Here is a 24,086-nt window from a genome sequence, read left to right as displayed (position 1 = left end):
TCAGGTCAGGCGAGCGCCACCTGACCATCAACACCTTTAGTCGATCAGCCCCGACATGTCGGAGAACGCCATCGCCTTGCGCAGCACCTCGGCGAAGCGCTCGCCTGCCGCTTCGCGCGAACCGCTATTGTCGATCGAGGTAACGCCGGGTCCGGACAGCGTCACAGGCGCGCTTCGCGCCAGGCGTGCCAGAACCTCCCCGCGCGACTCGCGGCCACGCATCGCCAGCCGCTTGGCCAGCACATCGGGCGAAGCGGTGATCTCGACGACGGCCAGATTGGCATAGCGCTCCCGCAAGGCAGGAATGATCGCGCGCGATACGTTGGCGACAGCGACATGGCCGTTGGCCACTGCCCAATCGACCTCGGCCGGCAGGCCGTAGCGCAGGCCGTGCGCCTCCCAGGAGACGGCGAAGGTGCCGTCGGCTTCGGCCTCGATGAAGGCGGCATCGGCCAGCGTGTCGTGATCCTCGCTTGCCGTGTCGCTCGGTCTGGTGATGACGCGGCGCACGAACTCCAGCCGCGTCTCGTCGGCGAAAAGCGCCTTGGCATGGCCGATGATCGTATCCTTGCCGGCGCCGCTCGGGCCCACCACGGCAACAAAGACGCCGTCGCGTATCGGAAACGCCTCGGCCGACAGTTCACGCTCGATCAACGCCGACACCATCATGCGACCCGCCGCCCTTGCCGCCAGACCGTGCGCACCACCGGAACGTGGTCGTCGAGGCGCACGCGCACCAGGTCGGCCCGGCGGCCCTCTTCGATGACACCGCGATCGGAAAGACCGACGGCCTCGGCCGGGTTCTTGGACACCATTGCCACCGCCTGCGGCAGGGAAATGCTATCGACGACGTCGCCGAGAAAGAAGGCGGACTGGATCAGGCTGAAGGGGATGTAGTCGGACGACAATATGTCGAGCAGGCCGTCGCTGGCCAGCGTGCGCGCCGAGACATTGCCCGAATGCGAGGCGCCGCGCATGACATTGGGCGCGCCCATCAGCACGCCGAGCCCGGCATCCTTCGAAGCCCTGGCGGCTTCCTCGGTGGTCGGGAATTCGGCAACGCGCACGCCTTGCTCGATGGCTTCGTCGACATGGCCCGTCGTCGCATCGTCATGGCTTGCAAGCACGATGCCGCGCTCGTGGCAGGCGGCGGCGATGAAGACGCGGTTCGGGGCCGAATTCCGGGCCGATTCGCCCATCCGCTTCTCGCAGAATTTCTGGAAATCCTGATCGGTCAGCTTCAGCTTGCGCTGATAGTAGTAGGCGTAGGTTTCGAGGTTGACGAACTGGCGCTGGCCTGGCGCATGGTCCATCAGCGAGGCGAGCTTCACCCGTTCGTCCGTCTCGAAATTGGCGAAGGCCCTGAGGCAATCCGGCGCCGAGACCTCGCAGCGTAGATGGATGAAATGATCGGCCCGCAATCGATCCATCCGCACGCTGTCCTCGATCGCATCGGCGAGCTTGCGGATGTCGGCGGCGTTGAGATCGGCATCCTCGTCCATGCCGACACGCAAGGCGTCGAGCACGGTGGTGATGCCTGCCGTCGCCACCTGCGCGTCATGGGCGAGCACGGCGGCGATCGGGTTCCAACGCACCTTGGGCCGCGGCGCATAGTGGCCTTCCAGGTGATCGGTGTGCAGCTCGACCAGTCCCGGAATGATGAAGTCGCCAGCCATGTCCTCGCCGGCTCGCACGGCGCCGGCGGATATGTCGGCGATCAGACCGTCACGCATCACGAGCGAACCGTCGATGATCTCGTCGGCAAGAACGATGCGGGCGTTGCTCAGAATGGTGTCGGCGGTCATTTCAGGCAGTCCTTGGTTTTTTCTGGCCTTTACGGCTTGTTGCTTCAGGCGGTTTTTCTGGCCGGACGGCGCCCGAGCGCGTGTTGGGAAAGCACCATGAACGGGGCGCCAGGTTCGGGCTCGATGAACAACGTCAGCGCGTCCACCGGAACCGGCTGGCGCAGCACCTCGGCGAACAGGCCCTCGATTGCCAGGCAAAGACGAGGGCTATCCTGTGGCCCGGCCCTGCCGGACAGCGTCATGTGAAAGCGGAAGCTCTCGAAGACGTAAGGGTAGCCCCATTGGCAGAGATTGCGGAATTCGCCCGGCTTCAGCGAGTCCGGGCTGCGCCGCTCGATCTCGGCCTCCGTCAACGGCGCGCGAAAGCGGTCGAAATCGCGCACCACATCATCGGCGAAGCGATTGAGCGGAGGCAATGGCGCCTCCGGCACCAGTGCGAAGAAACCGTCGATCTGGCTGACGACGAGACGCGGGATCATCACAACCGGCGTCGCCTCGGCAAAGGCGTCGAGCGCTGCGCGCAACGAGGCTTCGGTTTCGTTGGCCGCTAACCGGAAAGGGGCTTTCAGCGTTGCGTGAAAACCATAGCGCCGTGCCGATGCGGTGTGGAAGGCGACTTCCGCCGCCGACAAATCGCCCACCGCCTCCACCGGTCGCGTCGCGGCGCCGAACGGGTCACGGCCCAGCCAGTTGGCGGCGATCCGCGCCAATTTTTCGTCCTGTTGGGGGGTGAAGTAGATGGCGTAGCGCATCGAAAATCCTCGTCAGACCGTTGCCATAGGTGATTTCCATGACGGATTGACGAAGCTTTGAAGGGTTTTCGAAGGCAAATCGACTCCGCCGGTCCTTAGCCGACGATTTTTCTGATCTGGACCAACAGGTTCAGCCGTGAACGCGCAACGGTCAGGCCTTCATCAGCCATTCGTGCTCGGGCGCATTGTGGAATTTCCACGTCCGCTTCGGGCCGGCCATGACGTTGAGATAGTAGAGGTCGTAGCCATGGCAAGCCGCGCAGGGGTGATAGCCCTTGGGCACCAGCACGACGTCGCCGTCCTCGATCGCCATCGCCTCGTCCAGCGCGCGGGAGCCGTCCTTGTCGGCGTCGGTATAGACCCGCTGGAAAGCAAAGCCCTGCGGCGGGTTGAGGCGGTGATAATAGGTTTCCTCGAGATAGGATTCGTTAGGCAGATTGTCCTGGTCGTGCTTGTGCGGCGGATAGCTCGACGTATGGCCGCCGGGCGTGATGACCTCGACCACCAGCAGCGAATCGGCCGGCTTGCCCTCGGGCAGGATGTTGGTGACGTAGCGCGTATTGGTGCCCTTGCCGCGCACCTCCTGGCCGAGGTCGTCAGGCCCGATGACGCGAACCGGCAGGCCGCCGCTCAATCCCGGCGCCGAGCAGACCGCCAGTTCCAGTCCGCTATCAGCCGTCACCGACCAGTCCGATCCCTGCGGCACATAGACCGACCATGGTTTGCCTTCGAAGGGCGACATGCGCTGGCCAAGCAGGCCGAGATCCTTGCCGCCGGCCGTGACCGTGCCCTTGCCGGTGACGAACACCAGGCAGACTTCGCGATCGTCCGTTGTTCCCGAAGCCGTTTCGCCCGGTTCCAGCCGGTGCAGGTCGAACCCGACATAGGTCCATCCGGCGCTTTGCGGCGTGACATGCGCGACACGGCCATGGCCCTTGTCGGCTTTGACCAGCAGCTTCGACATCCGGTTACTCCTTCGGTTCGACTTCGGCGGGCGCCTTGTTCTCGTCGGCCGGCTTGTAGAGATAAAAAAACTGCCAGACGCCATAGCCGGCGAAGCCCAGCGCGATCACGCCCCAGAACGGCGTGCCGCTCGCGAATTCGATGATCGACCAGATGACGCAGACCGCGACGACGGCGACACGCCGCCATAGGGGCCGGAAGAAGGGGTGCTCGGAATCTTTCATCGCGGCAACCTACAGCAAGCCCGGCCTGGCGAGAACCCGATCAGACATCGGGGAAGCCCTGGGTCTCGACCGTGTAGCCGGCCGCCGTCATCACCCGCATCAACTCCTTGTGGCCCACCTGCGCCATCTTGAGCGGCGGGTTCTTCTTCGGGTCCTGTTCGGCCTCGACCACGAACCAGCCTTCATAGCCGTGGTCGGCGAAACGCTGCACGATGGCGCCGAAATCCAGCGAGCCGTCGCCCGGCACGGTGAAGGCGCCGAGAGCCACCGCATCGAGGAAGGACTGCCTCGTGCGGTCGAGCTTCTCGATCACGCCCATGCGTACATCCTTCACATGCACATGGCTGATGCGCTTGTGGTGATTGTCGATGGCGCGCAGCACATCGCCGCCGGCAAAGGCCAGATGTCCAGCGTCAAGCAGCAGCGGAATGCCCGCTCCGGAATGGCGCATGAAGGCGTCGAGCTCCGCCTCGGTCTCGACCACCGCCGCCATATGGTGATGATAGGAAAGCGGCATGCCTTGCTCGGCGCACCATTCGCCGAATTCGGTCAGGCGCCTGGCATAGGCCTTCATCTCGTCGCTCGAGAGTTTCGGCTTGGTGGCGAGCGGCTTCGAGCGGTCGCCCTGGATCGAACGGCCAACCTCGCCATAGACGATGCAAGGCGCGTTGACCGCCTTGAACAGGTCGATCATCGGCTGGATGCGATCCTTGTTCTTGCTCATCTCCTCGTCGACCAGCGTGCCCGAGAACCAGCCGCCGCACAGTGTGACGTCAGCCGCCTTCAGGATCGGCAGCATCACCTTGGGGTCCTTGGGAAAGCGCCGTCCCATCTCCATGCCGGTGAAGCCGGCCGAACGCGACTGGCGTAGGCACTCCTCCAACGACACGTCGTCGCTGAGTTCCGCAAGATCGTCGTTCCACCACGCGATGGGGGACATGCCCAGTTTGGCTTTCAAGTCGTCACTCCGGTTCTTGTTCACCCTCCCCCTTGTGGGGAGGGTCGCTGCGAAGCAGCGGGGTGGGGGCGCGGCGCCAGACCCCACCCGGACCTTCGGTCCGACCTCCCCACAAGGAGAGGTAGGGGGTGGGCAGCGCCGAGATCAATCGCCGACGCTCTGCATCCGCCGCTTCTCGTCATAGACCTTGCGCGCCGCGTTCACTTGGCTGCGCTCGGAGACTTCCGGCACCGCCACGTCCCACCAGTGGCCGCCGGCATCGGTGGAGACCAGCGGATCGGTGTCGATGACCAGTACCGTGGTGCGGTCGTTGCCTTTCGCCTGAGCCAGCGCCGTCTCCAGCCCTGCGATCGACGAGACCTTCTCGGCGATCGCCCCCATGCTCGCGGCGTGCGCGGCAAAGTCGACGTCGGGCAGCACCTCGTGGCGCGCGTCCTTCAGGAGATTGTTGAAGTTGGCGCCGCCGGTCGCCATCTGCAGCCGGTTGATGCAGCCAAAACCCCTGTTGTCGAGCAGCACGATGGTTAGCTTCAGGCCGAGCATCACCGAGGTGGCGATCTCGGAATTGAGCATCAGGTAAGAGCCGTCGCCGATCATGACGACGACCTCTTCGTCAGGCTTGGCCATCTTGGTGCCGAGCCCGCCCGCAATCTCATAGCCCATGGTCGAGAAGCCGTATTCTGCGTGGTAGGAGCCGGGCGCGCCGGCCTGCCAAAGCTTGTGCAATTCGCCCGGCAGCCCGCCGGCGGCGTTGAGCAGCGTCACGCCGGAGCCCATGGCGCGTTGCACGGCGCCGATCACCTGCGCGTCGGAAGGGTAGGCGGCATTGGTCGACGCCGTCACCTTGGCGGCTTCGGCCTGCCATTCCTTCTTGCCGGCTGCCGCATTGTCGGTCCAGGCGGATGGCGCCTTCCAACCCTTCAGCGCGGCACCGAGTTCGGCCAAGCCTTCGGCCGCGTCGGCGACCAGCGGCGATGCCCGATGCTTGCCGGCATCGAAAGGCTGCACATTCAAGCCGATGATGGTCTTGCCCGAATTCTTGAACAGCGCCCAGGAGCCGGTGGTGAAATCCTGCAGGCGCGTGCCGATGGCGAGCACGACATCGGCCTCTTCCGCCAGCCGGTTGGCGGCCGACGTGCCGGTGACGCCGATCGCCGCCATGTTGAGCGGATGATCGTCCGGCAGCGAGGATTTGCCGCCCTGCGTTTCGCAGACCGGAATGCCGGCGCCTTCAACGAATTTCGCCAGTTCGTCCGAGGCCCGAGAATAGAGCACGCCGCCGCCGGCGATCACCAGCGGCTTGCTTGCGCTCTTCAGCGCTGCAACCGCAGCCGCCAATTCAGCCCGGTCCGGGCGCGGCCGGCGCTGGCGCCAGACCCGTTCGGCAAAGAAGCTCTCGGGATAGTCATAGGCCTCGGCCTGCACGTCCTGGCAGAGCGACAAGGTCACCGGCCCGCATTCGGCCGGGTCGGTCAGCACGGCCATGGCGCGGTTGAGCGCCGGGATGATCTGCTCCGGCCGCGTGATGCGGTCGAAATAGCGCGACACCGGACGAAAACAGTCATTGACCGTCGCCGTGCCGTCCGAAAAATCCTCGGCCTGCTGAAGCACCGGATCGGGAACGCGGTTGGCGAAGACGTCACCCGGCAGAAACAGGACAGGCAACCTGTTTACATGCGCAAGTGCCGCCGCCGTCACCATGTTGAGCGCGCCGGGCCCGATCGATGAGGTGGCGGCCATGAAGCGGCGGCGGAAATTGGCCTTGCCATAGGCGATCGCCGCATGCGCCATCGCCTGTTCATTGTGGGCGCGGAAGGTCGGCAGTTTGTCGCGCACCTGGTAGAGCGCCTCGCCGATGCCGGCAACATTGCCGTGGCCGAAGATGGCCCAGACGCCGCCGAAGATCGGTACCTTTGCGCCGTCGATCTCGGTCATCTGTTTGCTCAGGAAACGGGTCAGCGCCTGCGCCATCGTCAGGCGGATTGTCTTGCTCATTGGTTTCCTCCGCAGTCCCTGTGCCCGTGCCTTCTTATGCTGCTTTACGGCCGCGCGCGGCAAGCCATGCCTCGGTCAGTTGCTCGAAGCGCGATGCCATGTCGGCAATCGCTTCGTCGTCCGACATCTTCCCGGAAAGCCATTGTTCGGCGGCATTGATGAAGATGGTGCGGCCGACCGCGAAACCCTTGACGATAGGCGCCTTGGCCGTCGCTGCGAAGGCGGCCTCCAACTCGTCCTGCGGGGCTTCCAGGCCGAGCAGCACGACGCCGCGGCACCAGGGATCGTTTTTCAGGATCACGGCCTCGATCTTCGTCCACGCGCCGCTAGACGCCTGCGGTTCGAGCTTCCACCAATCCGGCTTGATGCCGAGCGCATAGAGTTCCTCAAGCGCACGCGGGATGGTCGTGTCGTCGAGCTTGCCGTGCTTGCCGGCGATGATCTCGATGAGAAGCTCCCTGCCCACTTTCCGCGCGGCCTCGAACAGTGCGCGCAATTTCTGCTGCTGTTCCTCCTTCAAGCCCGGCGGATCGTCGGGATGATAGAAGCAAAGGCATTTGATGCAGTGGTCGACCGGCCATTCGGTGAGCTGCGAACCGATGTCCTGCGAGAATTCGAAGCGCAGCGGCCGCGAGCCCGGCAGCTCCACCGGCCGCCCGAGCCAGGCAAAGGAATGCCTGGCGAATTCGAACATCGCCTCGCGGCCATGCCTCTCGTCGAGCAACATGCCGTATCCGTCGCGCCCGGCGGCGACCTTGGCCGCCGCTTTCACCGTCAGCACCTTGAAGTCCTCGATGCGCGAGGCATCGGCGCCAGTCTTGGCCGCCACGTCCTCGAGCTGCACCCGGTGGTCGCAGGCGAATGCCATCAGCGAGGGAATGTCGTGCCGGCGCGTCGTTGCCCAATGGATGTGGTTGATCGCCTCGTCCTTGCGCAACGCCAGATGCCTGCTGCCGTGTTTGAGGAAGAACTGCAATTCCTCGAAGGTCGGATATTCCGGCGCACACAACAGCCGCGACACGGCGAAGGCGCCGCAGGCATTGGCCCAGGTCGCCGCCGTGGCAAGGCTTTCGCCGCCGAGCCAGCCGCGCAGGAAGCCCGACATGAAGGCATCGCCGGCGCCAAGCACGTTGTAGATCTCGATCGGAAAACCCTTGCCGACCACGCCGTCCTCGAGATCGTCGCTGATCGGCCCGTCATAGACGATGCAGCCCATGGCGCCGCGCTTCAAGACGATGGTGGCCGAGGACAGCGAACGGATCGTCTTTAGCGCGCTCAGGCAGTCGTCGGCGCCCGAGGCGATCATGATCTCTTCCTCGGTACCCACGACGAGGTCGCAATCGGGCAGCACCGTCTTCAACTGTGCCGAGACGCGGTCGGACTTGACGTAGCGCTCAAAACCCTCGGCGTGGCCGGCCAGGCCCCAGAGGTTCGGCCGGTAGTCGATGTCGAACACGACCTTGCCGCCCTTGGCCTTCATGATGCGGATCGCCTTGCGCTGGGCGGCATCGCTGTTGGGCCGGGAAAAATGTGTGCCGGTGACGACGACCGCGCGAGCCGAGGAAATAAACGCCTCGTCGATGTCCTCCTCGGCCAGCGCCATGTCGGCGCAGTCGGAGCGGTAGAAGATCATCGGCGAAACGCCTTCGCTCTCGACCGAAAGCAGCACCAGCGCGGTCAATCGCTCCTTGTCGGTCTTCAGCCCGTCGGTGTTGACGCCTTCGCGCTTCAATTGTTCACGGATGAAGCGGCCCATCTGCTCGTCGCCGACCCGCGTCAGCAGCGCCGAACGCAGGCCGAGCCGCGCCGTGCCGACCGAGATATTGGCGGGGCAGCCGCCGACCGACTTGGCGAAGGAGGTGATGTCCTCCAGCCGTGAGCCGATCTGCTGGCCATAGAGGTCGACGGAAGCCCGGCCGATGGTGATGACGTCGAGCGCAGCGTATTTCGCGTCCACGGCTTCGCTCATTGGAACCTCCCGTCGGGCCTGTTATGTTGGGGTACACGCGCGAGCGGCAGCGTGGCGCCGAAAAATATGAAATAATAATTCCAATCCATAGTCAATATGGAATGAGCATTCCCCGATCTAAAATCGCCTTTTGCCTTCCACTCAGGCCTTGCGCCCTTTGCCGGGGTTGCGCCGCTTCTCGCCGACGCCAACGGTCAGCGCCATGGCCAGCGCCATCGTCGCCGATAGCGAGCGGAAGCCGGCAAAATCCGCCTCGGCAACCTCGAACCAGACGCTGGCGAACTGAGCAAGCGGTGAAAACGAGCTGTCGGTGATGGCAATGATCGGCACGCCCTGTTCCGAAATCGTGCGCGCCTCCTCGATCGTGGCCGGCGCATAGGGCGAGAAGGAAATGGCGACGACGGCATCCGCGGGCGTCGCAAAGCTGACCATCTCGGCGTTGAGGCCGGCGGCTGATTCGATCAGCTGGTTGCGGATCTTCAGCTTGCCAAGCGCATAGGCGATGTAGGACGCCACCGGATAGGAGCGCCGCTTGGCCAGCACATAGATGGTCTGTGCCTTGGCCAGCAGGGAAATCGCTTCTTCCAGATGCGCGTCGTCCAGCGTGCGCGAAATGTCGTTGAGCGAGGTGCTGGCGGCGGCGACGAAGCCGTCGAAGATCGCCCGGTGGCCGGCGCCGCCCTCGGCCTTGGCGCGCAGCGCCTGCAGCCGTTCGTCATAGGAGGAGTTGCGCTCGCGCAGCCGTTCGCGAAACACCTGCTGCAGGCTGGTGAAGCCGTCAAAGCCGAGCTGCTGGGCAAAGCGGATCAGTGTCGAGGGCTGCACGCCGGCCGAGGCGGCGATGCTGGCGGCGGTGCCGAAGGCGATATCGTCGGGATTGTCGAGCGCATAAGCGGCGATCTGGGCGATGCGCTTGGGCAGGCTTTCGCGCCGATCGAGGATCGTGGCGCGCAGCGTCTCGAAGTCGCGAGGTACCCGTTCGTCCATCGTCGGCCCGTCCAAGCTCATCGGTGAAGCGTCCTCTCTGCCCCATCATAGCGAGGCTGCGCAAGAACACCATAAAAAATGAGGCAGACATTCCATTCCGAACAAAAATGGACTAATTCATCCACGTAGCATCTATGACGGTGGAGGAACGGAAAATGGTCGGCGTCGGTCTTATCGGCACGGGATTCATGGGCAAGTGCCACGCCATCGCGTGGAGTGCCGTCGGCGCCGTCTTTCCAGACATGACCAAACCGCGGCTTGTCCATCTCGGCGAGGTCAATGAGGATCTCGCCAGGCGCAAGGCCGGCGAGTTCGGTTTCGCCAGGGCGTCCGGTGACTGGCGCGCCGTCGTCAACGATCCCGAAGTGGACGTCGTCTCGCTCACCACGCCCAACCAGTTCCATCCGGAAATGGCCATCGCAGTTCTCGAGGCCGGCAAGCATTTGTGGTGCGAAAAGCCGATGGCGCCGAGCTTCGCCGAAGCCGAGGCGATGGCGGCCGCGGCGAAGAAATCCGGCAAGGTCGCGGCGCTCGGTTACAATTACATCCAGAGCCCGGCCATCCGCCACATCGGCGCGCTGCTCGACGAAAACATCATCGGCGAGGTCAACCATCTGCGCATCGAGATGGACGAGGATTTCATGGCCGATCCCGAGGCGCTGTTCTTCTGGAAGCACGAGGCATCTTCCGGCTATGGCGCGCTTGATGATTTCGCCGTGCATCCGCTGTCGCTGGTGTCGACCCTGTTCGGCCGCGTCGCCAGCGTCATCTGCGACATGGCCAAGCCCTATGCCGATCGCAAGCTGGCCGCCGGCGGCCGCCGCGCGGTCGAGACCTACGACATTGCCTCCGTGCTGATGCATCTGGAGAACGGCATCGCCGGCACGCTTCTGGTCAACCGTTCGGCCTGGGGCCGCAAGGGCCGCATCGCCGTCCAGATCTTCGGCTCCAAGGGCTCGATCCTGTTCGACCAGGAGCGGATGAATGAGTTCCAGCTCTACCTCACATCGGATCGCCCGACCGAACAGGGCTATCGCACCATCCTGGTGGCGCCGCAGCACAAGCCCTACGATCTGTTCGTGCCCGCGCCCGGGCATAGCCTCGGCTTCAACGATCTCAAGATCATCGAATGCCATGAACTGCTGACCCGGCTCGCCGGCAGACCGGCGCGGCTCATCGAATTCGACGAAGGTCTGGAGATCGAGCGCACCGTGCATGCGATGGCGCGATCGTTCGAGGAGAAGCGCTGGGTGGATGTAAGGTAAGGTTCGCTCCGCTGGTCGGTTTAGCCGGCGGCCGCTGCGTTGACTTCCCACCCATTGACCCAGATCTGCCGCAACCGATCGCCTTCGCCCTTGAAGCGCAGTCCCGTCGGCTGGCAATCCTCGATGCGGTCGCTGCGGAAATTGCGGATCGCCTGGCGCAGCTCGCACCAGGCGACGATGTTGGCGGTCTCGGCGTAATAGATCAGCGCGATCGGGCGGATGAGGCGCTCGGAAGCGCGGCCAAGCTCGTCGCGATAGGAGAGGTCGAGCTTCTCCTCGTCGCGTATAGCGCGGCGCACCAGCGCCAGGTCGATCGCACCTGCAGAGGGCGCGGCGAATCCCCACGCATGCAGCGCATTGGCGTCGAGCGTCTGGCGCAAAGGCGGCGGTACGGCGCCGGCGATCTTGGCGCCGACGCGCTTGGCTGCCTGCTTGAGCTCGTCGTCGCCCGTGCGCTCCAGCAGCGCCAGTGACAGCACGATCGCCTCCATCTCCTCGATCGAAAACATCAGAGGCGGCAAGTCGAAGCCGGGGCGCAGGATATAGCCGATGCCCCTCCCGCCCTCGATCGGCACGCGCATGGCCTGAAGCGCTGCGATGTCGCGATAGATCGAGCGTATCGTCACCTCCAGCTGCGCGGCTATCATTGCCGCCGTCACCGGCTGCCGCGCCAGCCGCAGGATCTGGATGATCTCGAACAGGCGCGACGCCTTGCGCATTTTTCTCACCCGTTGCCGATCACAACTGACACATCATCGTCAGTTGGTTCGGCCTATAGGATCGTCTATCGGATTGAAAATCAACAGGTTCCGCTGCGGCTGGGCCGAGCGAGGCGACAGGCTACTGACATGAGCTATGCTGAAAATCTCTGGCTGTTCTTTATCCTGCTGTTCGGCATCATCGCCGTTCCGGGCATGGACATGCTGTTCGTGCTGGCCAATGCGCTGACGGGCGGGCGCGACAGGGGCCTTGCCGCGACCGGCGGCATCATGGTCGGCGGCATGGTGCACACGCTGAACGGCGCGATCGGCGTCGGCCTGCTGATGCATTTTTTGCCGATCCTGTTCAAGCCGCTGTTGATTGCAGGCGCCGCCTACATGGCCTTCATCGGCATCACGCTGATGCGCAGCTCCATCACTGTCGGTCGCGACGGGCCCGCCGGCAGCCGCTCGGCATGGAAGGCGTTTCGCCAAGGCCTTGTGACCTGCCTGATCAACCCGAAGGCCTACCTGTTCGTCCTTGCCGTCTATCCGCAGTTCCTGAAAACGGACTACGGCCCGATCTGGATGCAGGCGACGGTGATGGGCCTGCTGACCGTGCTGACGCAGGCCGCGATCTATGGCGGGCTCGTAATATCGGCCGGCCGCAGCCGCAAGCTGCTGATCGCTAATCCGCGAGCGACCATCCTTGCCGGCCGGGCGGCCGGGCTGCTGCTCTTCGCGGTGTCCGTGTTCACCGCATGGGAAGGGCTGAGGGCGGCGTAATGCCGGGCTAGACCGGACCGCCGCCCTTCTGGCGCCGGCCGGATCAGGCGGCGCCCTGCAGCGTGGCGAGAAGCTCGTCCAGCTGCTCGAATTGCTCGGACATCGCATCCGTCGCCCCGGCGCCGGCGTCGAGGGCTTCCTTCGAGGGATAGAGCTCGCGCATGACTAGCAGCGTCTTGCCGCCTTTTTCCTCGAAGGTCACCGTGGTGACGGGTCCACCCTCACCCCCTTCGTCATTGGTCCAGACGAGGCGCGAGTGCGGTGTCACTTCGAGATACCTGCCGAAGAACTCGGCAGGGTTCGAGCCGTCATGCCCGAACACCAAACGGTACCCGCCTCCCACACGAACATCCATCTCGCAGGAACGCAGGAACATGCCCATCGACTTCGGCACCCACCACTGCTTGAACAGCTCAGGCTTGGTCCACGCCTCGAACACGATGCGCGCAGGCGCGTCGAAGCTTCGCGTAACGACCAACTCCCGGTCGGACCTCCGTTCCACCGTCGTGCGTTTGGCCTCACTCGCTCTTCCTGCGTCCATCGACTTCCTCCTTGCGTTTCAATTCCTCGATAACCTTATCCAACTCGTCGAAGCGTGCGGCCCAGAGCTGCCGGTATCTCTCGATCCATTCCGCCTCATCCTCCAGGCGACGCAGGCCCAGCTTGCAGGTCCGCACGCGCCCGACCTTCCGAGTCGTGACGAGTCCCGCTTGCTCCAGGACGCCGACATGCTTCTTCATGCCCGTGAGGGTCATGTGGAATTTCTGGGCCAAGTCCGTGATCGAAGCGTCCGCACGGCCGAGCTGCTCCAGAACGCCGCGCCGGGTGGCGTCCGAAAGCGCGGCGAACGAGGCGTCCAGGCGGGTCGCGGAATACTGAACCATTTGGTTCAGTGTGTAACACGCAGATTGGTGGCACGCAAGGGAGGTGGAGGCTGCGGGCCCTAGGGCGGCGTGGTCCTGGGCTGAAACCGGAAACGCCGCCCTAATGCTTCAACCGGATCAGGCGGCGCCCTGCCGGCTCTCCATCAAGGCGCGGCGCGCCGACCGGCGCCATTCCACGGCGCCGGCAAGGCCGTGCAGCACCGTCTCCGTGGCCGCCCAGTCGATGCAGCCATCGGTGATGCTCTGGCCGTAGACGAGCTGCTTACCCGGCACGACATCCTGCCGGCCGGCGACGAGATTGCTCTCGATCATGACGCCGATAATGCGCTCGTCCCCCGCCGCGACCTGTCCCGCCACGTCAGCCGCGACCTTGGGCTGGTTCTCCGGCTTCTTGGCTGAGTTGGCATGGCTGACATCGATCATCAGGCGGGGCGCGATACCGATGCGGGCGAGTTCGACCGAGGCGGCCTCGACGCTTGCCGCGTCATAGTTGGGCTGAACGCCGCCACGCAGGATGACATGGCAATCCTCGTTTCCGGTCGTTGCCGCGATCGCACTGCGTCCGCCCTTGGTCACCGCCATGAAATGATGCGGCTGGGCGGCGGATTTCACCGCCTCGGCAGCGATCCTGAGATTGCCGTCGGTGCCGTTCTTGAAGCCGACCGGACAGGACAGGCCCGAGGCCAGCTCGCGATGGATCTGGCTCTCGGTCGTGCGCGCGCCGATCGCGCCCCAGGCGACGAGGTCGGCAATGTATTGCGGCGTGGTCATGTCGAGGAATTCGGTCGCCGCCGGCAGGCCCAGATTGTTGACGGCCGACAGCACATTGCGGGCCATCCGCAGCCCCTTGTCGATGTTGAAACTGCCGTCGAGGTCGGGGTCGTTGATCAGGCCCTTCCAGCCGACCGTCGTGCGCGGCTTTTCGAAATAGACCCGCATCACGATCTCGAGCCGGTCGGACAGAGCTTCGCGCAGCGCCGCCAGACGGCTGGCATAGTCAACGGCCGCGACCGGATCGTGGATGGAACAAGGGCCGACGATGACAACAAGTCGGTCGTCGGCCCCGGTCAGGATGGAGTGGATGGCGTTGCGCGAGGCGGCAACGGTGCGCGTCGCCGTGAGTGAGCGCGGTATCTCGCGCATCACCTCTTCCGGCGTGCTCAGCAGTCTCAGTTCCTTGACCCGAAGGTCGTCTGTGGTGGTCAACACGGCTTCTGCTCCTGGTTGGGAGACCTGCCGGCTGAAAACAAAAAAGCCGCCAGGTCTGGCGGCTTGTCGGACTGTTTGCTGCAATCTTCAGATCGAGCGCAATCCTCCCGCCGCCAGCGAGCTGCTAAAGTACCAATAGGTGGCGGTCAGGTGGATCATGCGGCTCATATAGTCGAAGCGGCGGCGTTTGTCACGTACCCTGGTAGCAAGCAATTTCAGGTGAGGGCCGAGCCTTTGCGATTTCGTCATTCTAGGGCGAAGCAGGAGCGAAGCTCCGTCGCGGAGACCCTGGGATCCATGCCGCGACCTAGATGGGAGAGTGCTGCGGTGCAGAATCTTGCGCCGTAGCGACGGCCCGGAAGTCGCGGCATGGATCCTCGGGTCTGCGCCGCGTCGCTGCGCTCCTTGCTCCGCCCGTGGATGACCACCTGGTTAACGGTTTCGCTTACGCGGCCGCTACTCCGGCGACGCCCCAGCGATGCTCTGGTCGTAGTCGACCAGCGAGCCGGTCATCACGCCGGACTGCGGGCTGACCATGTAGCTGATCAGCCGGGCAAGCTGGTCCGGCTTCACCAGCTGGCCCATCGGCTGCGCGGCCTCGGCCTTCTCGAGCCAGTCGTCGGGTGCATCGTGCCATTTCTTCTGCACGATGTCCTCGCCCTCGGTGTCCATCCAGCCGGGCAGCACGGCGTTGCAACGGATGCGGTTGAAGCGGTAGGCATTGGCGACATTCTTGGTCAGCGTCATCAGTGCGCCCTTGCTGGTCGAATAGGGCGTCAGGAACGACTGGCCGGTATGCGCCGACATCGACAGCACGTTGACGATCGATCCGGGGGCCTTTTTCTCAAGCAGATGCGCCACAACGCCCTGCATCAGGAAGAAGGGTCCTCGCACATTGGTGTCGAAGATGGTGTCGAACAGCTCCTCGCTAGTCTCCACCAACGAGCCGCGCGCGGATGTGGCGGCGGCGTTGACCAGGGCGTTGATGGTGCCGAAATGCGAAAGCGCGGTGGCGACGGCGCGCTTGCAGTCGGCCACCTTGGAGACATCGGCGCTGATGAAGATCGCGTCGACGCCCGACTTCTTGAGGCTGGCGACTGCCTTGTCGCCCTTTTCCTGCGAGCGGCCGATCAGGGCCAGCGCCCGGCAGCCTTCGTCCGCCAATACCTCGGCGACCGCGAAGCCTATGCCTTGTGCGCCGCCGGTGACGATGGCGCGCGTTTGTGAATTGCGATCGGCTGATGCGCTCATCGCTCTGCTCCTGTGCTTTAAGTCGTTACTTGTCGAGGCGGACGGTCTGGCCTGATGTCGCCGATTTCAGCGCCGCATCCGCCAGCCGAAGTGCGATGAGCCCGTCCGTCCCGCTCGGTGCCGCCTTCTTGCCCGACGTCGCGGCGGCGATGAAGGACGCAATCTCAATGGCATAGGCGTCGAGGTAGCGGGTCATGAAGAAATCGTGCAGCGGCGGGCGCGTATAGCCCTTTTCATTGGCCAGTTCGATCGACACCGGCCGCTGGTTCTCGGCCGCGACCATGCCTTTCGAGCCATGCACCTCGATGCGCTGGTCGTAGCCATAGGTGGCGCGGCGGGAATTGGAGATGACGGCCTGCTTGCCCGACGCGGTTTCGAGGATGACGCTGACCGAGTCGAAATCGCCGGCCTCGCCGATCTTCTTGTCGACCAGCACCGAGGCATGCGCACTGACCGCCACCGGCTCTTCGCCGAGCAGGAAGCGCGCCATGTCGAAGTCGTGGATGGTCATGTCGCGAAAAATGCCGCCGGAGCGCGCGATGTAGTCGATCGGCGGTGCGCCCGGATCGCGCGACGTGATGGTCACCATCTCGACCACGCCGATGGCGCCGTCATCGATTGCCTTGCGCACCGCAGCGAAGTGCGGGTCGAAGCGCCTGTTGAAGCCGACCATCAGCGTCGCCTTGGCCTTCTCGACCACGGCCAGGCACTGCTCGACACGGCTGACGTCGAGGTCGATCGGTTTCTCGCAGAAGATCGCCTTGCCGGCCTTGGCGAAGCGCTCGATCAGGTCGGCATGGGTGTCGGTCGGCGTGCAGATCACGACCGCGTCGATGTCCCCGGATTTCTCGATGGCATCGATGGTGCGCACCTCGGCGCCGTAGGCCGTGGCGAGTTCGCTCGCCGCCTTCTCGAAAGCGTCGGCAACGGCGACCAGTTTGGCCTGCGGATTGGAGCCGACGGCGCGGGCGTGGACCTTGCCGATGCGGCCGGCACCGAGGAGGGCGAAGCGGAGAGTCATGGAAATTTCCTCTGGGGATGGTTCGAAGCTGGCGGGGCGCCGGTCATGCGCGCAGGTGTTTTTCCGGTCAAGACAAGATCGACAGGGAGGCGATGACCGCCGCCTCCGCGCCCGGCCTAGGCCGCGAGTTCGGCCCCTCCGGTCTTGGCGCCGGTGATGTAGGAAACGATATCGTTTCCGTCGGTGTTCTCCTTGCGCAAATTGGCGACGATGCGGCCGCGCCGGAAGACGACGATGCGGTCGCAAAGGTCGAACACCTGGCGCATATTGTGGCTGATCAGGATCAGCGGCTCGCCATTGTCCTTCAGCGTGCGGATGATGTTCTCGACCTGCGCGGTCTCCTGCACGCCGAGTGCTGCCGTCGGCTCGTCCATGATGATCAGCTTGGAGGCGAAGGTCGCGGTCCTGGCGATCGCCACGCACTGCCGCTGGCCGCCCGACATGTGGCGGATGGTGTTCGACAGGTTGGGGATTTTCACCGCCGTGCGCACCAGCGCGGCTTCGGTCGCCTTGCGCATCCCCCGGCGGTCCAGGATCGAAAACGGTCCCAGATTGAACAGCACTTTTTCGCGGCCAAGGAACAGGTTCGACGGCACGTCGAGGTCGTCGGCCAGCGCCAGGTTCTGGAACACGGTCTCGATGCCGGCCTCGCGCGCCTCGATAGGGCCCGAAAAATTGACTTGCTTGCCGTCGAACCAGATCTGGCCGCTGGTCGGTTGCTCGACGGCGGTGATCTGGCGCACGAAAGTCGACTTGCCGGCGCCATTGTCGCCCATGATGGCGACGTGTTCGCCCTTGCGCAGCTCGAAATTCGCGCCTTCCAGCGCCTGCACGCCGCCATAGCGCTTGGTCAGGTTTTCGGTCTTCAGGACGATGTCTGACATGGTCAAGCCCTCAATGCCCGCAGGCGTTGGCGCCACTGGTCGAGAACGACGGCGCCGACGATGATCACGCCCTTGACCATCTCCTGGTAGTAGGCGTCGAGGCGCAGGAAGGTGAAGCCGGAGATGATGACGCCGAAGATCAGCGCGCCGATCACCGTGCCGATGATCGAGCCGCGGCCGCCCGACAGCGATACGCCGCCGATGACCGCCATGGCGATGGCGTCGAGTTCGTACATCACGCCCATGCCGGCTTGGGCGGTGAGGTTCTTGGAAGACAGCACCACCGCGGCGAGCGCCGCGAGTATGCCGGCGATGACGTAGACCAGGATCTTGTGGTTGGCGATCTTAATGCCGGACATGCGCGCGGCGTCCTCGTTGGAGCCGATCGCGTAGCAATGCTTGCCGTATCGTGTGTAGGTCATGATCAGCTGGAACAGCACGGCCAGCGACAGGAAGATGATGACGGGCATCAGGCCCTTGCCGATGGCGGCGAAGCTCTCGGTCGGGAACGAGATGGGCTGCCCCTTGGACCACCATTTGGCGATGCCGCGCGCGGTCACCATCATGCCTAGCGTGGCGATGAAGGGCGGAATGCGCGTGTAGGCGATCAGGGCGCCGTTGACCAGGCCTGCCAGCAGCCCGCAGCCGATGGCGACCAGCACCGGCACGATGACCGGCAGGTCGGTCCAGCCCTGAGCCAGGAACATCGCCTTGGGATTGGGGTTGCCGTTGACCGTCGCCACCTGGGCGAAGCTCATGGCGATCATGGCGGTGGCGCCGACGATCGAGCCCGACGACAGGTCGATGCCGCCCGATATGATCACCTGCGTCACGCCGATGGCGATGATGCCCACGATCGATACTTGCAGGATGATGATCTGTAGCCGCGCCTCGTTGAAGAGGCCGCCGACATTGCTGCGGGTGTTGAACAGGAAGCTGTCGCCGAGAAAGACGCGGCCGATCAATTCGAAGATGACGACAAGAATGACGAGCGCCAGGAAGACGTTGAATTCCGCCGGCCATATGCGCTTCTTCGCATCATAGCTGACCCCGCCGACGCCATGAGATGTCTGTGCCACTCGTCTATCCTCCGTCAGCCGCGGTCGCTCCTGACGCCATGAAAGCGCCGAGAGGAGGAGCGGCGCCCGGTCCTTTGAGCGCCGCCCCGAGGTGAACCGTTCCGCCGCTCAGTTCTTCTTCAGGAACTTGTCGATGTTGGCCGGCGTCACCAGTTGGAAAGGCACGTAGACCTTGTGTTCGACCTTCTCGCCCTTGGACAGTTTCAGTGCCGCGTCGAGCGCGCCGGCGCCCTGGCCAGCCGCGTCCTGGAACACGGTGGCGTCGAGGTCGCCTGCCTGCATGGCGGCGAGCGCGTCCTGCGTGGCGTCGACACCGCCGACGACAACCGTCTTCATGTCGACATTGGCGGCCTTCATTGCCTGGATGGCGCCGATGGCGCTTTCGTCATTGTTGGCGATGACGCCGTCGAACGGCTTGCCGGTCGACAGCCAGTTGGTCATCAGGTTCTGGGCCTCATCGCGGTTCCAGTTCGACGTCTGCTTGTCGATGATCTTGATGAAGCTGCAATCCGGCGTTGCGATCACCTCCTCGATGTCCTTGGTGCGCTGCACGGCTGCCTGGTTGGAAAGCTCGCCCATGATCACATAGACATTGGCTTCCTTCTTGCCGGCTTCCTTGAACAGGCGGCAGACCTCCTTGGTTTCGAGCGTGCCGGAGTCGGCCTCGTTCGAAGCGACGAAGGCCTGGTTGTCAGGCAGCGTGTCGACATTCACCGGTTCACGGTTGACATACACCAGCGGGATCTTTGCGGCGGCCGCGGCATCCGACATCGCCTGCGTGGCCGAGGTGTCGACCGGATTGACGATGATGGCGTCGACCCCTGATGCGGCGAAGTTCTTGATCTGGTCGAGCTGTTTGGCGACGTCGTTCTGCGCGTCCTCGACCTGCAGCTCCACGCCGCTCATGCCCTTGGCCTGCTCGATCATGCCGTTGCGCAGCACGGTCAGGAAATTGTCGTCGAACTTGGCCATCGACACGCCGATCTTGGCGGCCATGGCGGACGAACTCATCAGCGCCGCGAAAGCGACGCCCAAAATCATTTTCTTCATTGTATCTCTCCTCCACTTTGGGTGTCCGGTCGCACCGATCTATCCGGAATCCCCGATCTCCTCGAGGAATCTCTCCCTGATATCATTTCGTTCCAACGGGGTTCACCACTGGCTGGAACGCCGAACTGCCTGCTCGAACCAGATGTTGTCGGAACGAAAGAACCAAAATGTACAGTCAGTGAAATATTTATTCCATTTCGGATCGGGGCGTCAAGGGAAATTCCGAATTCGGGCGTGCGATTTTCGGCTGCCTCTGATGGATTCTATCATTTCAGGCGGCCGGTTTGCGGCAGACCGGGCTGCCCGAGGGTTTTATCGTTTCATGGAAACGCTCTACCTTCCGTCCTGACGCGACCTGGACGGAAAACCGCTGCGCGCATTCCTGAAATGGCTTCAGATGTTTTCCGGCAAATAGATGTCGAAGGGGAGGAATGTCTGGCCCGGCGCATTGGCCGCACCCGTTTCGATGGCATGCGCCATCCGATCGACGAGCTCGCGACAGAGCGCGGCAAGCGGCGTCGAGATCACCATCGTCAGGATGTTGTCGGCAAGCGCGGCGCGCGATTCGGCGTTGATCTCGTTGCAGACGACCACCGGCATGCTTGCGGGCTTCGCTGTCCGCAGCGCCGAGACGGCGCCTTCCATGCCGCCGCCGGCGACGTAGCAGCCGACAAGATCCGGATATCGCGCCAGAAGATCGATCATCGCATCATGGGTCACCTGGTTGGCCTCCAGATTGACCAGCGTCTCCAGCACGTTGAAGTCCGGCGCATGCTCGCGAAAGAAGGAGCGGAAACCGATCTCACGCAGCTCATGGCCGTGGAAGCGATGGCTGCCGACAAAAAGGGCGACCTTGCCGGGCTTCCTCGCAGCCTTCGAGATCATCCAGGCGGCGGTGCGGCCGACCTTGCGGTTGTCGAGCCCGACATAGCCTTCGCGGATGCCGGCGGCGAAGTCGGACAGCAGGGAGAAGACCGGCTGTCCCCTGGCTTTTAGCGCCTCCACGACCGCCGTCAGCGTCGGATGGTCAGGGCCGACCACGGCGATCGCCCGCGATTTCGCCGCCAGCCTGCGCATCTGGGCAGCGATCTCATCCGGGGCCAGGGAACTGGCGAAATCGATGGTTGCGACGCCACGGAAGCGCTGCGATTGTGCGACCGCGAGTTCGAGTTCCCGCGCGAAATCGCCATAGAAAACGTCATTGCCCCGAAGCAGCAGGAAACCCAGCCGATACTCGGGCAATTCCTGGCGCATACGCTGCTTGATCAGGCCTGCGGCGTGATAGCCGATCTCGGTCGCGGCGTCATAGACGCGGCGCGCCGTTTCCTCGCGCACAGGCAGGCGGCTGTTGAGCACCCGGTCCACCGTGGCGACGCTGACGCCGGAGATGCGCGCCAGATCTGATATGGTCGGCCGTTTCGCCATGTCTGTCCTCATTTGACCGTGCATCTTTCCTACATCTTGATGATAGGAAATGATAGAAACTATCTTTATGATGTTGAGTCTATCATGAGCTGGCGTTATTTTCAGCCTCGAAGTCAGGAAATGTCGGGCATTCGCGTGGCGGATGCCCTTGCCGAGGGAGGCAACCATGCATGCTGCGCCGTCCCGGCGTGACTACAGCCTGATCGGCCGCGACGCCAGGCTGGCCGTCGAGACCGGCCTGTCGGCGGCCGAATGGTATCACACCGACATTCCCCGCAAGCAGATGAAGGAGCTGATGCAGCGCTCCGACGCGCCCGCGCTCCGCGACACGGCGATCTGGATCGCCGCGCTCATCGTCAGCGGCGCCGGCGGTGCCTGGTTCTGGGGCACCTGGTGGTGCGTGCCGTTCTTCTTCGCCTATGGCGTGCTCTACGGCTCGTCCACGGATTCCCGCTGGCACGAATGCGGCCATGGTACGGCCTTCCGCACGCAGTGGATGAATGATTGGGTCTATCAGGTCGCCTGCTTCATGATCATGCGCAACCCGGTGACCTGGCGCTGGAGCCACACGCGCCATCACACCGACACCATCATCGTCGGCCGCGACCCGGAAATCTCGGTTATGCGGCCGCCGGACCTGGTGCGCGCCATCCTCGGCTTTGTCGGCGTGCTCGACGCCTGGCATGCGATGTCAGACATGCTGCGCAACGCCGCCGGCAACATCAGCGCGGCCGAAAAGACCTTTATTCCCGAGCAGGAACAGCCGAAAGCGATCCGCATCGCCCGCATCTGGACCGCGATCTATGCCGCAACCATCGCGCTGGCGCTCTATACCGGCTCGTTCCTGCCCTTGATGCTGGTCGGCCTGCCCAGGCTCTATGGCGCCTGGCACCACGTCATGGTCGGCCTGCTGCAGCATGGCGGTCTTGCCGACAACGTCACCGACCATCGGCTGAACAGCCGCACCGTCTACATGAACCCGATCAGCCGTTTCATCTACTGGAACATGAACTACCACGTCGAGCATCATATGTTCCCGATGGTGCCCTACCATGCGCTGCCGAAGCTGCATGAACTGATCAAGCATGATTTGCCGGCGCCGACGCCCTCGATCCTGGCCGGCTATCGCGAGATGCTGCCTGTCTTCTGGCGCCAGTTGCGCAACGAGGATTATTTCCTCAAGCGCGAGCTGCCGCCAACGGCCAGGCCGTATCGCGAGGATCTGCACAACGACAATGCTGCCTTCAACGCCGCGGCGGAGTGATATCCGCCGTGAGGCGCGATCGGGAAATTTCGCGGGAGAAATGTATGAGCGACTGGGTCGAGGCCTGTGCCGTGGGAGACATCGACGAAGAAGATGTGATGCGGTTCGATCACGGCGGCCGCAGCTACGCCATCTATCGCAGCCCCGATGATGAGTATTTCGCCACCGACGGCCTTTGTACGCACGAAAAGGTGCATCTCGCCGACGGGCTTGTCATGGACGACATCATCGAATGTCCCAAGCACAATGGCCGCTTCAACTACAAGACAGGCCAAGCCAAGGGCGCGCCGGCCTGCGTCAATCTCAGGACCTATCCGGTCAAGGTCGACGCCGGCAGCGTCCTCGTCCAGATCGGATGACCGGTATGACGCGCGGAATGGTCATCATCGGCGCCGGGGAATGCGGCGGCCGGGCAGCGCTTGCATTGCGTGACCTCGGCTATGAGGGACCGGTGACGCTGGTCGGCGACGAGCCGCATCTGCCCTATGAACGGCCGCCTCTGTCCAAGGACGCCATGGCCGGCGGCGTGCCCGAGATCAAGGCGATCGCCAGCGACGAGATCCTCGCCGAAAAGTCCATCCGGCATATCCATTCCATTCAGGCTGCAGCGATCGATCGCGCCGCGCATACTGTGCGCCTGTCGGACGGTTCGGTCCTGCCCTACGACAAGCTGCTGCTGGCGACCGGCTCGACGCCGCGCAAACTGCCGATGCCCGGCCTTGGCGGGCGCTGCGTCTACCTCAGGACCTTCGCCGATGCGCTGGCTATCCGCGCCCATCTCAAGGCGGGTAACCGCATTGCCGTCATCGGCGGCGGCTTCATCGGCCTCGAGCTCGCCGCGGCGGCCCGCAAGCTCGGTGCTGCGGTCGCCGTCATCGAGGCGCAGCCGCGCATCCTGATGCGCGGCGTACCGGCCGAGATCGCCAAGGTCGTCCATGACACCCACGTCGCCGAAGGCGTCGACATAGCGTGCGGCGAAGGCATTGCCTCGATCGCCGACGACGGCAGGCAGGTGCGCATCGTGCTTGCCGGCGGCCGCGAAATCCTCGCCGATCTCGCCATCATCGGCATCGGCGCCGTGCCGGTGACGGCTCTTGCCGCCGAAGCGGGACTGGCCATCGACAACGGCATATCAGTCGATGCCGAACTGTGCAGCACCGACCCCGACATCTTCGCTGCCGGCGACTGCTGTTCGTTCCCGCTTGCCGTCTATGGCGGCCGTCGCGTGCGGCTGGAGGCCTGGCGCAACGCCCAGGAACAAGGCGCGCTGGCGGCAAAAAACATGCTCGGCGCCGCCGAGGCACATGCGGCGGTGCCGTGGTTCTGGTCGGATCAATATGGCCTGTCCCTGCAGATCGCGGGGCTTTCCGACGAAGGCCGCAGCACGGTGCGCCGCGATCTCGGCGAGGACGCCTTCATCCTCTTTCACCTTGCCGAGGACGGCAGGCTGGTGGCCGCCAGCGGCATCGGGCCGGGCAATGCGGTCGCCCGCGATATCAGGCTGGCGGAGATGCTGATCGGCAAACGGGCGAGGCCGGCGCCGGAAGCGCTCGGTTCGCAGGCGGTGAAATTGAAGTCGCTGCTGGCGGCGTAGGATGCAACGCCAATTGTCAGGGT

The 24,086-nt window shown here is 64.0% G+C and carries 25 protein-coding genes; 5 read left to right on the top strand and 20 right to left on the bottom strand.

Going from position 1 to position 24,086, the window contains the following annotated elements:
• Positions 1-36: 36 nt before the first annotated feature.
• From phnN to FJ426_RS25130, 9 genes are all read right to left on the bottom strand, one after another.
• Positions 37-669, bottom strand: coding sequence for a phosphonate metabolism protein/1,5-bisphosphokinase (PRPP-forming) PhnN (gene phnN, locus FJ426_RS25170; RefSeq protein ID WP_181172802.1), 633 nt, complete (start codon positions 667-669; stop codon positions 37-39).
• Positions 666-1,805, bottom strand: a complete 1,140-nt coding sequence (locus FJ426_RS25165; protein ID WP_140561732.1) for an alpha-D-ribose 1-methylphosphonate 5-triphosphate diphosphatase — start codon at positions 1,803-1,805, stop codon at positions 666-668. The genes phnN and FJ426_RS25165 overlap by 4 nt, the downstream gene beginning before the upstream one ends.
• Before the next feature lie 44 nt (positions 1,806-1,849).
• Positions 1,850-2,557, bottom strand: coding sequence for a DUF1045 domain-containing protein (locus tag FJ426_RS25160; protein ID WP_140561734.1), 708 nt, complete (start codon positions 2,555-2,557; stop codon positions 1,850-1,852).
• Positions 2,558-2,708: 151 nt separating this feature from the next.
• Positions 2,709-3,521: a 5-deoxy-glucuronate isomerase gene (gene iolB, locus FJ426_RS25155; RefSeq protein WP_140524146.1), complete on the bottom strand. Its 813-nt coding sequence runs from the start codon at positions 3,519-3,521 to the stop codon at positions 2,709-2,711.
• Positions 3,522-3,525: 4 nt separating this feature from the next.
• Positions 3,526-3,744, bottom strand: a complete 219-nt coding sequence (locus FJ426_RS25150) for a DUF3329 domain-containing protein (protein WP_140491266.1) — start codon at positions 3,742-3,744, stop codon at positions 3,526-3,528.
• A 40-nt stretch (positions 3,745-3,784) separates the two neighbouring features.
• Positions 3,785-4,702: a myo-inosose-2 dehydratase gene (gene iolE, locus FJ426_RS25145; protein ID WP_140524144.1), complete on the bottom strand. Its 918-nt coding sequence runs from the start codon at positions 4,700-4,702 to the stop codon at positions 3,785-3,787.
• Between the two features lie 144 nt (positions 4,703-4,846).
• Positions 4,847-6,697 carry a 3D-(3,5/4)-trihydroxycyclohexane-1,2-dione acylhydrolase (decyclizing) gene (gene iolD / locus FJ426_RS25140; protein WP_140524142.1) on the bottom strand — a complete coding sequence of 617 codons (1,851 nt, stop codon included), beginning with the start codon at positions 6,695-6,697 and terminating at the stop codon, positions 4,847-4,849.
• Between the two features lie 34 nt (positions 6,698-6,731).
• A complete protein-coding gene (gene iolC / locus FJ426_RS25135) occupies positions 6,732-8,666 on the bottom strand; it encodes a 5-dehydro-2-deoxygluconokinase (RefSeq protein ID WP_140561735.1) in 1,935 nt (644 codons plus the stop codon).
• Positions 8,667-8,807: 141 nt separating this feature from the next.
• Positions 8,808-9,653 carry a MurR/RpiR family transcriptional regulator gene (locus FJ426_RS25130; RefSeq protein ID WP_181165350.1) on the bottom strand — a complete coding sequence of 282 codons (846 nt, stop codon included), beginning with the start codon at positions 9,651-9,653 and terminating at the stop codon, positions 8,808-8,810.
• A gap of 155 nt (positions 9,654-9,808) precedes the next feature.
• Between FJ426_RS25130 and FJ426_RS25125 the strand changes: the two genes are divergently transcribed.
• Positions 9,809-10,918, top strand: coding sequence for a Gfo/Idh/MocA family oxidoreductase (locus FJ426_RS25125; protein WP_140561737.1), 1,110 nt, complete (start codon positions 9,809-9,811; stop codon positions 10,916-10,918).
• A gap of 20 nt (positions 10,919-10,938) precedes the next feature.
• Here FJ426_RS25125 and FJ426_RS25120 read toward each other — a convergent pair whose 3' ends face one another.
• Entirely contained in the window at positions 10,939-11,637 is a 699-nt protein-coding gene (locus FJ426_RS25120) for a YafY family protein (RefSeq protein WP_140491254.1), read from the bottom strand.
• Between the two features lie 129 nt (positions 11,638-11,766).
• Between FJ426_RS25120 and FJ426_RS25115 the strand changes: the two genes are divergently transcribed.
• Positions 11,767-12,402, top strand: a complete 636-nt coding sequence (locus FJ426_RS25115; RefSeq protein WP_140825554.1) for a LysE family translocator — start codon at positions 11,767-11,769, stop codon at positions 12,400-12,402.
• Between the two features lie 43 nt (positions 12,403-12,445).
• Here FJ426_RS25115 and FJ426_RS25110 read toward each other — a convergent pair whose 3' ends face one another.
• The 10 genes from FJ426_RS25110 to FJ426_RS25065 all read right to left on the bottom strand — a co-directional run bounded on the left by FJ426_RS25110 (position 12,446) and on the right by FJ426_RS25065 (position 21,205).
• A complete protein-coding gene (locus FJ426_RS25110) occupies positions 12,446-12,943 on the bottom strand; it encodes an SRPBCC family protein (protein ID WP_140561742.1) in 498 nt (165 codons plus the stop codon).
• Positions 12,921-13,286, bottom strand: a complete 366-nt coding sequence (locus tag FJ426_RS25105) for a metalloregulator ArsR/SmtB family transcription factor (protein WP_140491248.1) — start codon at positions 13,284-13,286, stop codon at positions 12,921-12,923. The genes FJ426_RS25110 and FJ426_RS25105 overlap by 23 nt, the downstream gene beginning before the upstream one ends.
• A gap of 117 nt (positions 13,287-13,403) precedes the next feature.
• Positions 13,404-14,495 carry a 3-deoxy-7-phosphoheptulonate synthase gene (locus FJ426_RS25100; protein ID WP_140561744.1) on the bottom strand — a complete coding sequence of 364 codons (1,092 nt, stop codon included), beginning with the start codon at positions 14,493-14,495 and terminating at the stop codon, positions 13,404-13,406.
• A gap of 87 nt (positions 14,496-14,582) precedes the next feature.
• Entirely contained in the window at positions 14,583-14,744 is a 162-nt protein-coding gene (locus FJ426_RS31500) for a hypothetical protein (RefSeq protein WP_181167258.1), read from the bottom strand.
• Positions 14,745-14,951: 207 nt separating this feature from the next.
• Entirely contained in the window at positions 14,952-15,746 is a 795-nt protein-coding gene (locus tag FJ426_RS25090; RefSeq protein ID WP_140491241.1) for an SDR family oxidoreductase, read from the bottom strand.
• A 25-nt stretch (positions 15,747-15,771) separates the two neighbouring features.
• On the bottom strand, positions 15,772-16,767 hold the full coding sequence (gene iolG / locus FJ426_RS25085; RefSeq protein ID WP_140561749.1) for an inositol 2-dehydrogenase: 996 nt from the start codon (positions 16,765-16,767) through the stop codon (positions 15,772-15,774).
• A 116-nt stretch (positions 16,768-16,883) separates the two neighbouring features.
• On the bottom strand, positions 16,884-17,651 hold the full coding sequence (locus FJ426_RS25080; RefSeq protein WP_140561751.1) for an ATP-binding cassette domain-containing protein: 768 nt from the start codon (positions 17,649-17,651) through the stop codon (positions 16,884-16,886).
• A 2-nt stretch (positions 17,652-17,653) separates the two neighbouring features.
• The gene (locus FJ426_RS25075; RefSeq protein ID WP_140517734.1) at positions 17,654-18,730 is read right to left on the bottom strand and encodes an ABC transporter permease; all 1,077 of its coding nucleotides are present in this window, start codon (positions 18,728-18,730) and stop codon (positions 17,654-17,656) included.
• A 108-nt stretch (positions 18,731-18,838) separates the two neighbouring features.
• Positions 18,839-19,780, bottom strand: coding sequence for a sugar ABC transporter substrate-binding protein (locus FJ426_RS25070; protein WP_140491233.1), 942 nt, complete (start codon positions 19,778-19,780; stop codon positions 18,839-18,841).
• 393 nt (positions 19,781-20,173) lie between these two features.
• Positions 20,174-21,205, bottom strand: a complete 1,032-nt coding sequence (locus tag FJ426_RS25065; RefSeq protein ID WP_140491231.1) for a LacI family DNA-binding transcriptional regulator — start codon at positions 21,203-21,205, stop codon at positions 20,174-20,176.
• Between the two features lie 166 nt (positions 21,206-21,371).
• Between FJ426_RS25065 and FJ426_RS25060 the strand changes: the two genes are divergently transcribed.
• From FJ426_RS25060 to FJ426_RS25050, 3 genes are read left to right on the top strand one after another with little or no spacing between them, the layout of a single operon-like run.
• Complete coding sequence (locus tag FJ426_RS25060) at positions 21,372-22,469, top strand: fatty acid desaturase family protein (RefSeq protein WP_140491229.1); 1,098 nt, start codon at positions 21,372-21,374, stop codon at positions 22,467-22,469.
• Between the two features lie 44 nt (positions 22,470-22,513).
• Positions 22,514-22,828: a MocE family 2Fe-2S type ferredoxin gene (locus FJ426_RS25055; RefSeq protein WP_140524123.1), complete on the top strand. Its 315-nt coding sequence runs from the start codon at positions 22,514-22,516 to the stop codon at positions 22,826-22,828.
• Entirely contained in the window at positions 22,825-24,063 is a 1,239-nt protein-coding gene (locus FJ426_RS25050; protein ID WP_181172275.1) for an FAD-dependent oxidoreductase, read from the top strand. The genes FJ426_RS25055 and FJ426_RS25050 overlap by 4 nt, the downstream gene beginning before the upstream one ends.
• Positions 24,064-24,086 lie beyond the last annotated feature (23 nt).

Source organism: Mesorhizobium sp. B2-6-4 (assembly GCF_006441495.1).
Classification (GTDB): domain Bacteria; phylum Pseudomonadota; class Alphaproteobacteria; order Rhizobiales; family Rhizobiaceae; genus Mesorhizobium.
The sequence above is the reverse complement of the archived record's forward strand: the minus strand, read 5'-3'. Positions and strand labels throughout refer to the sequence as shown.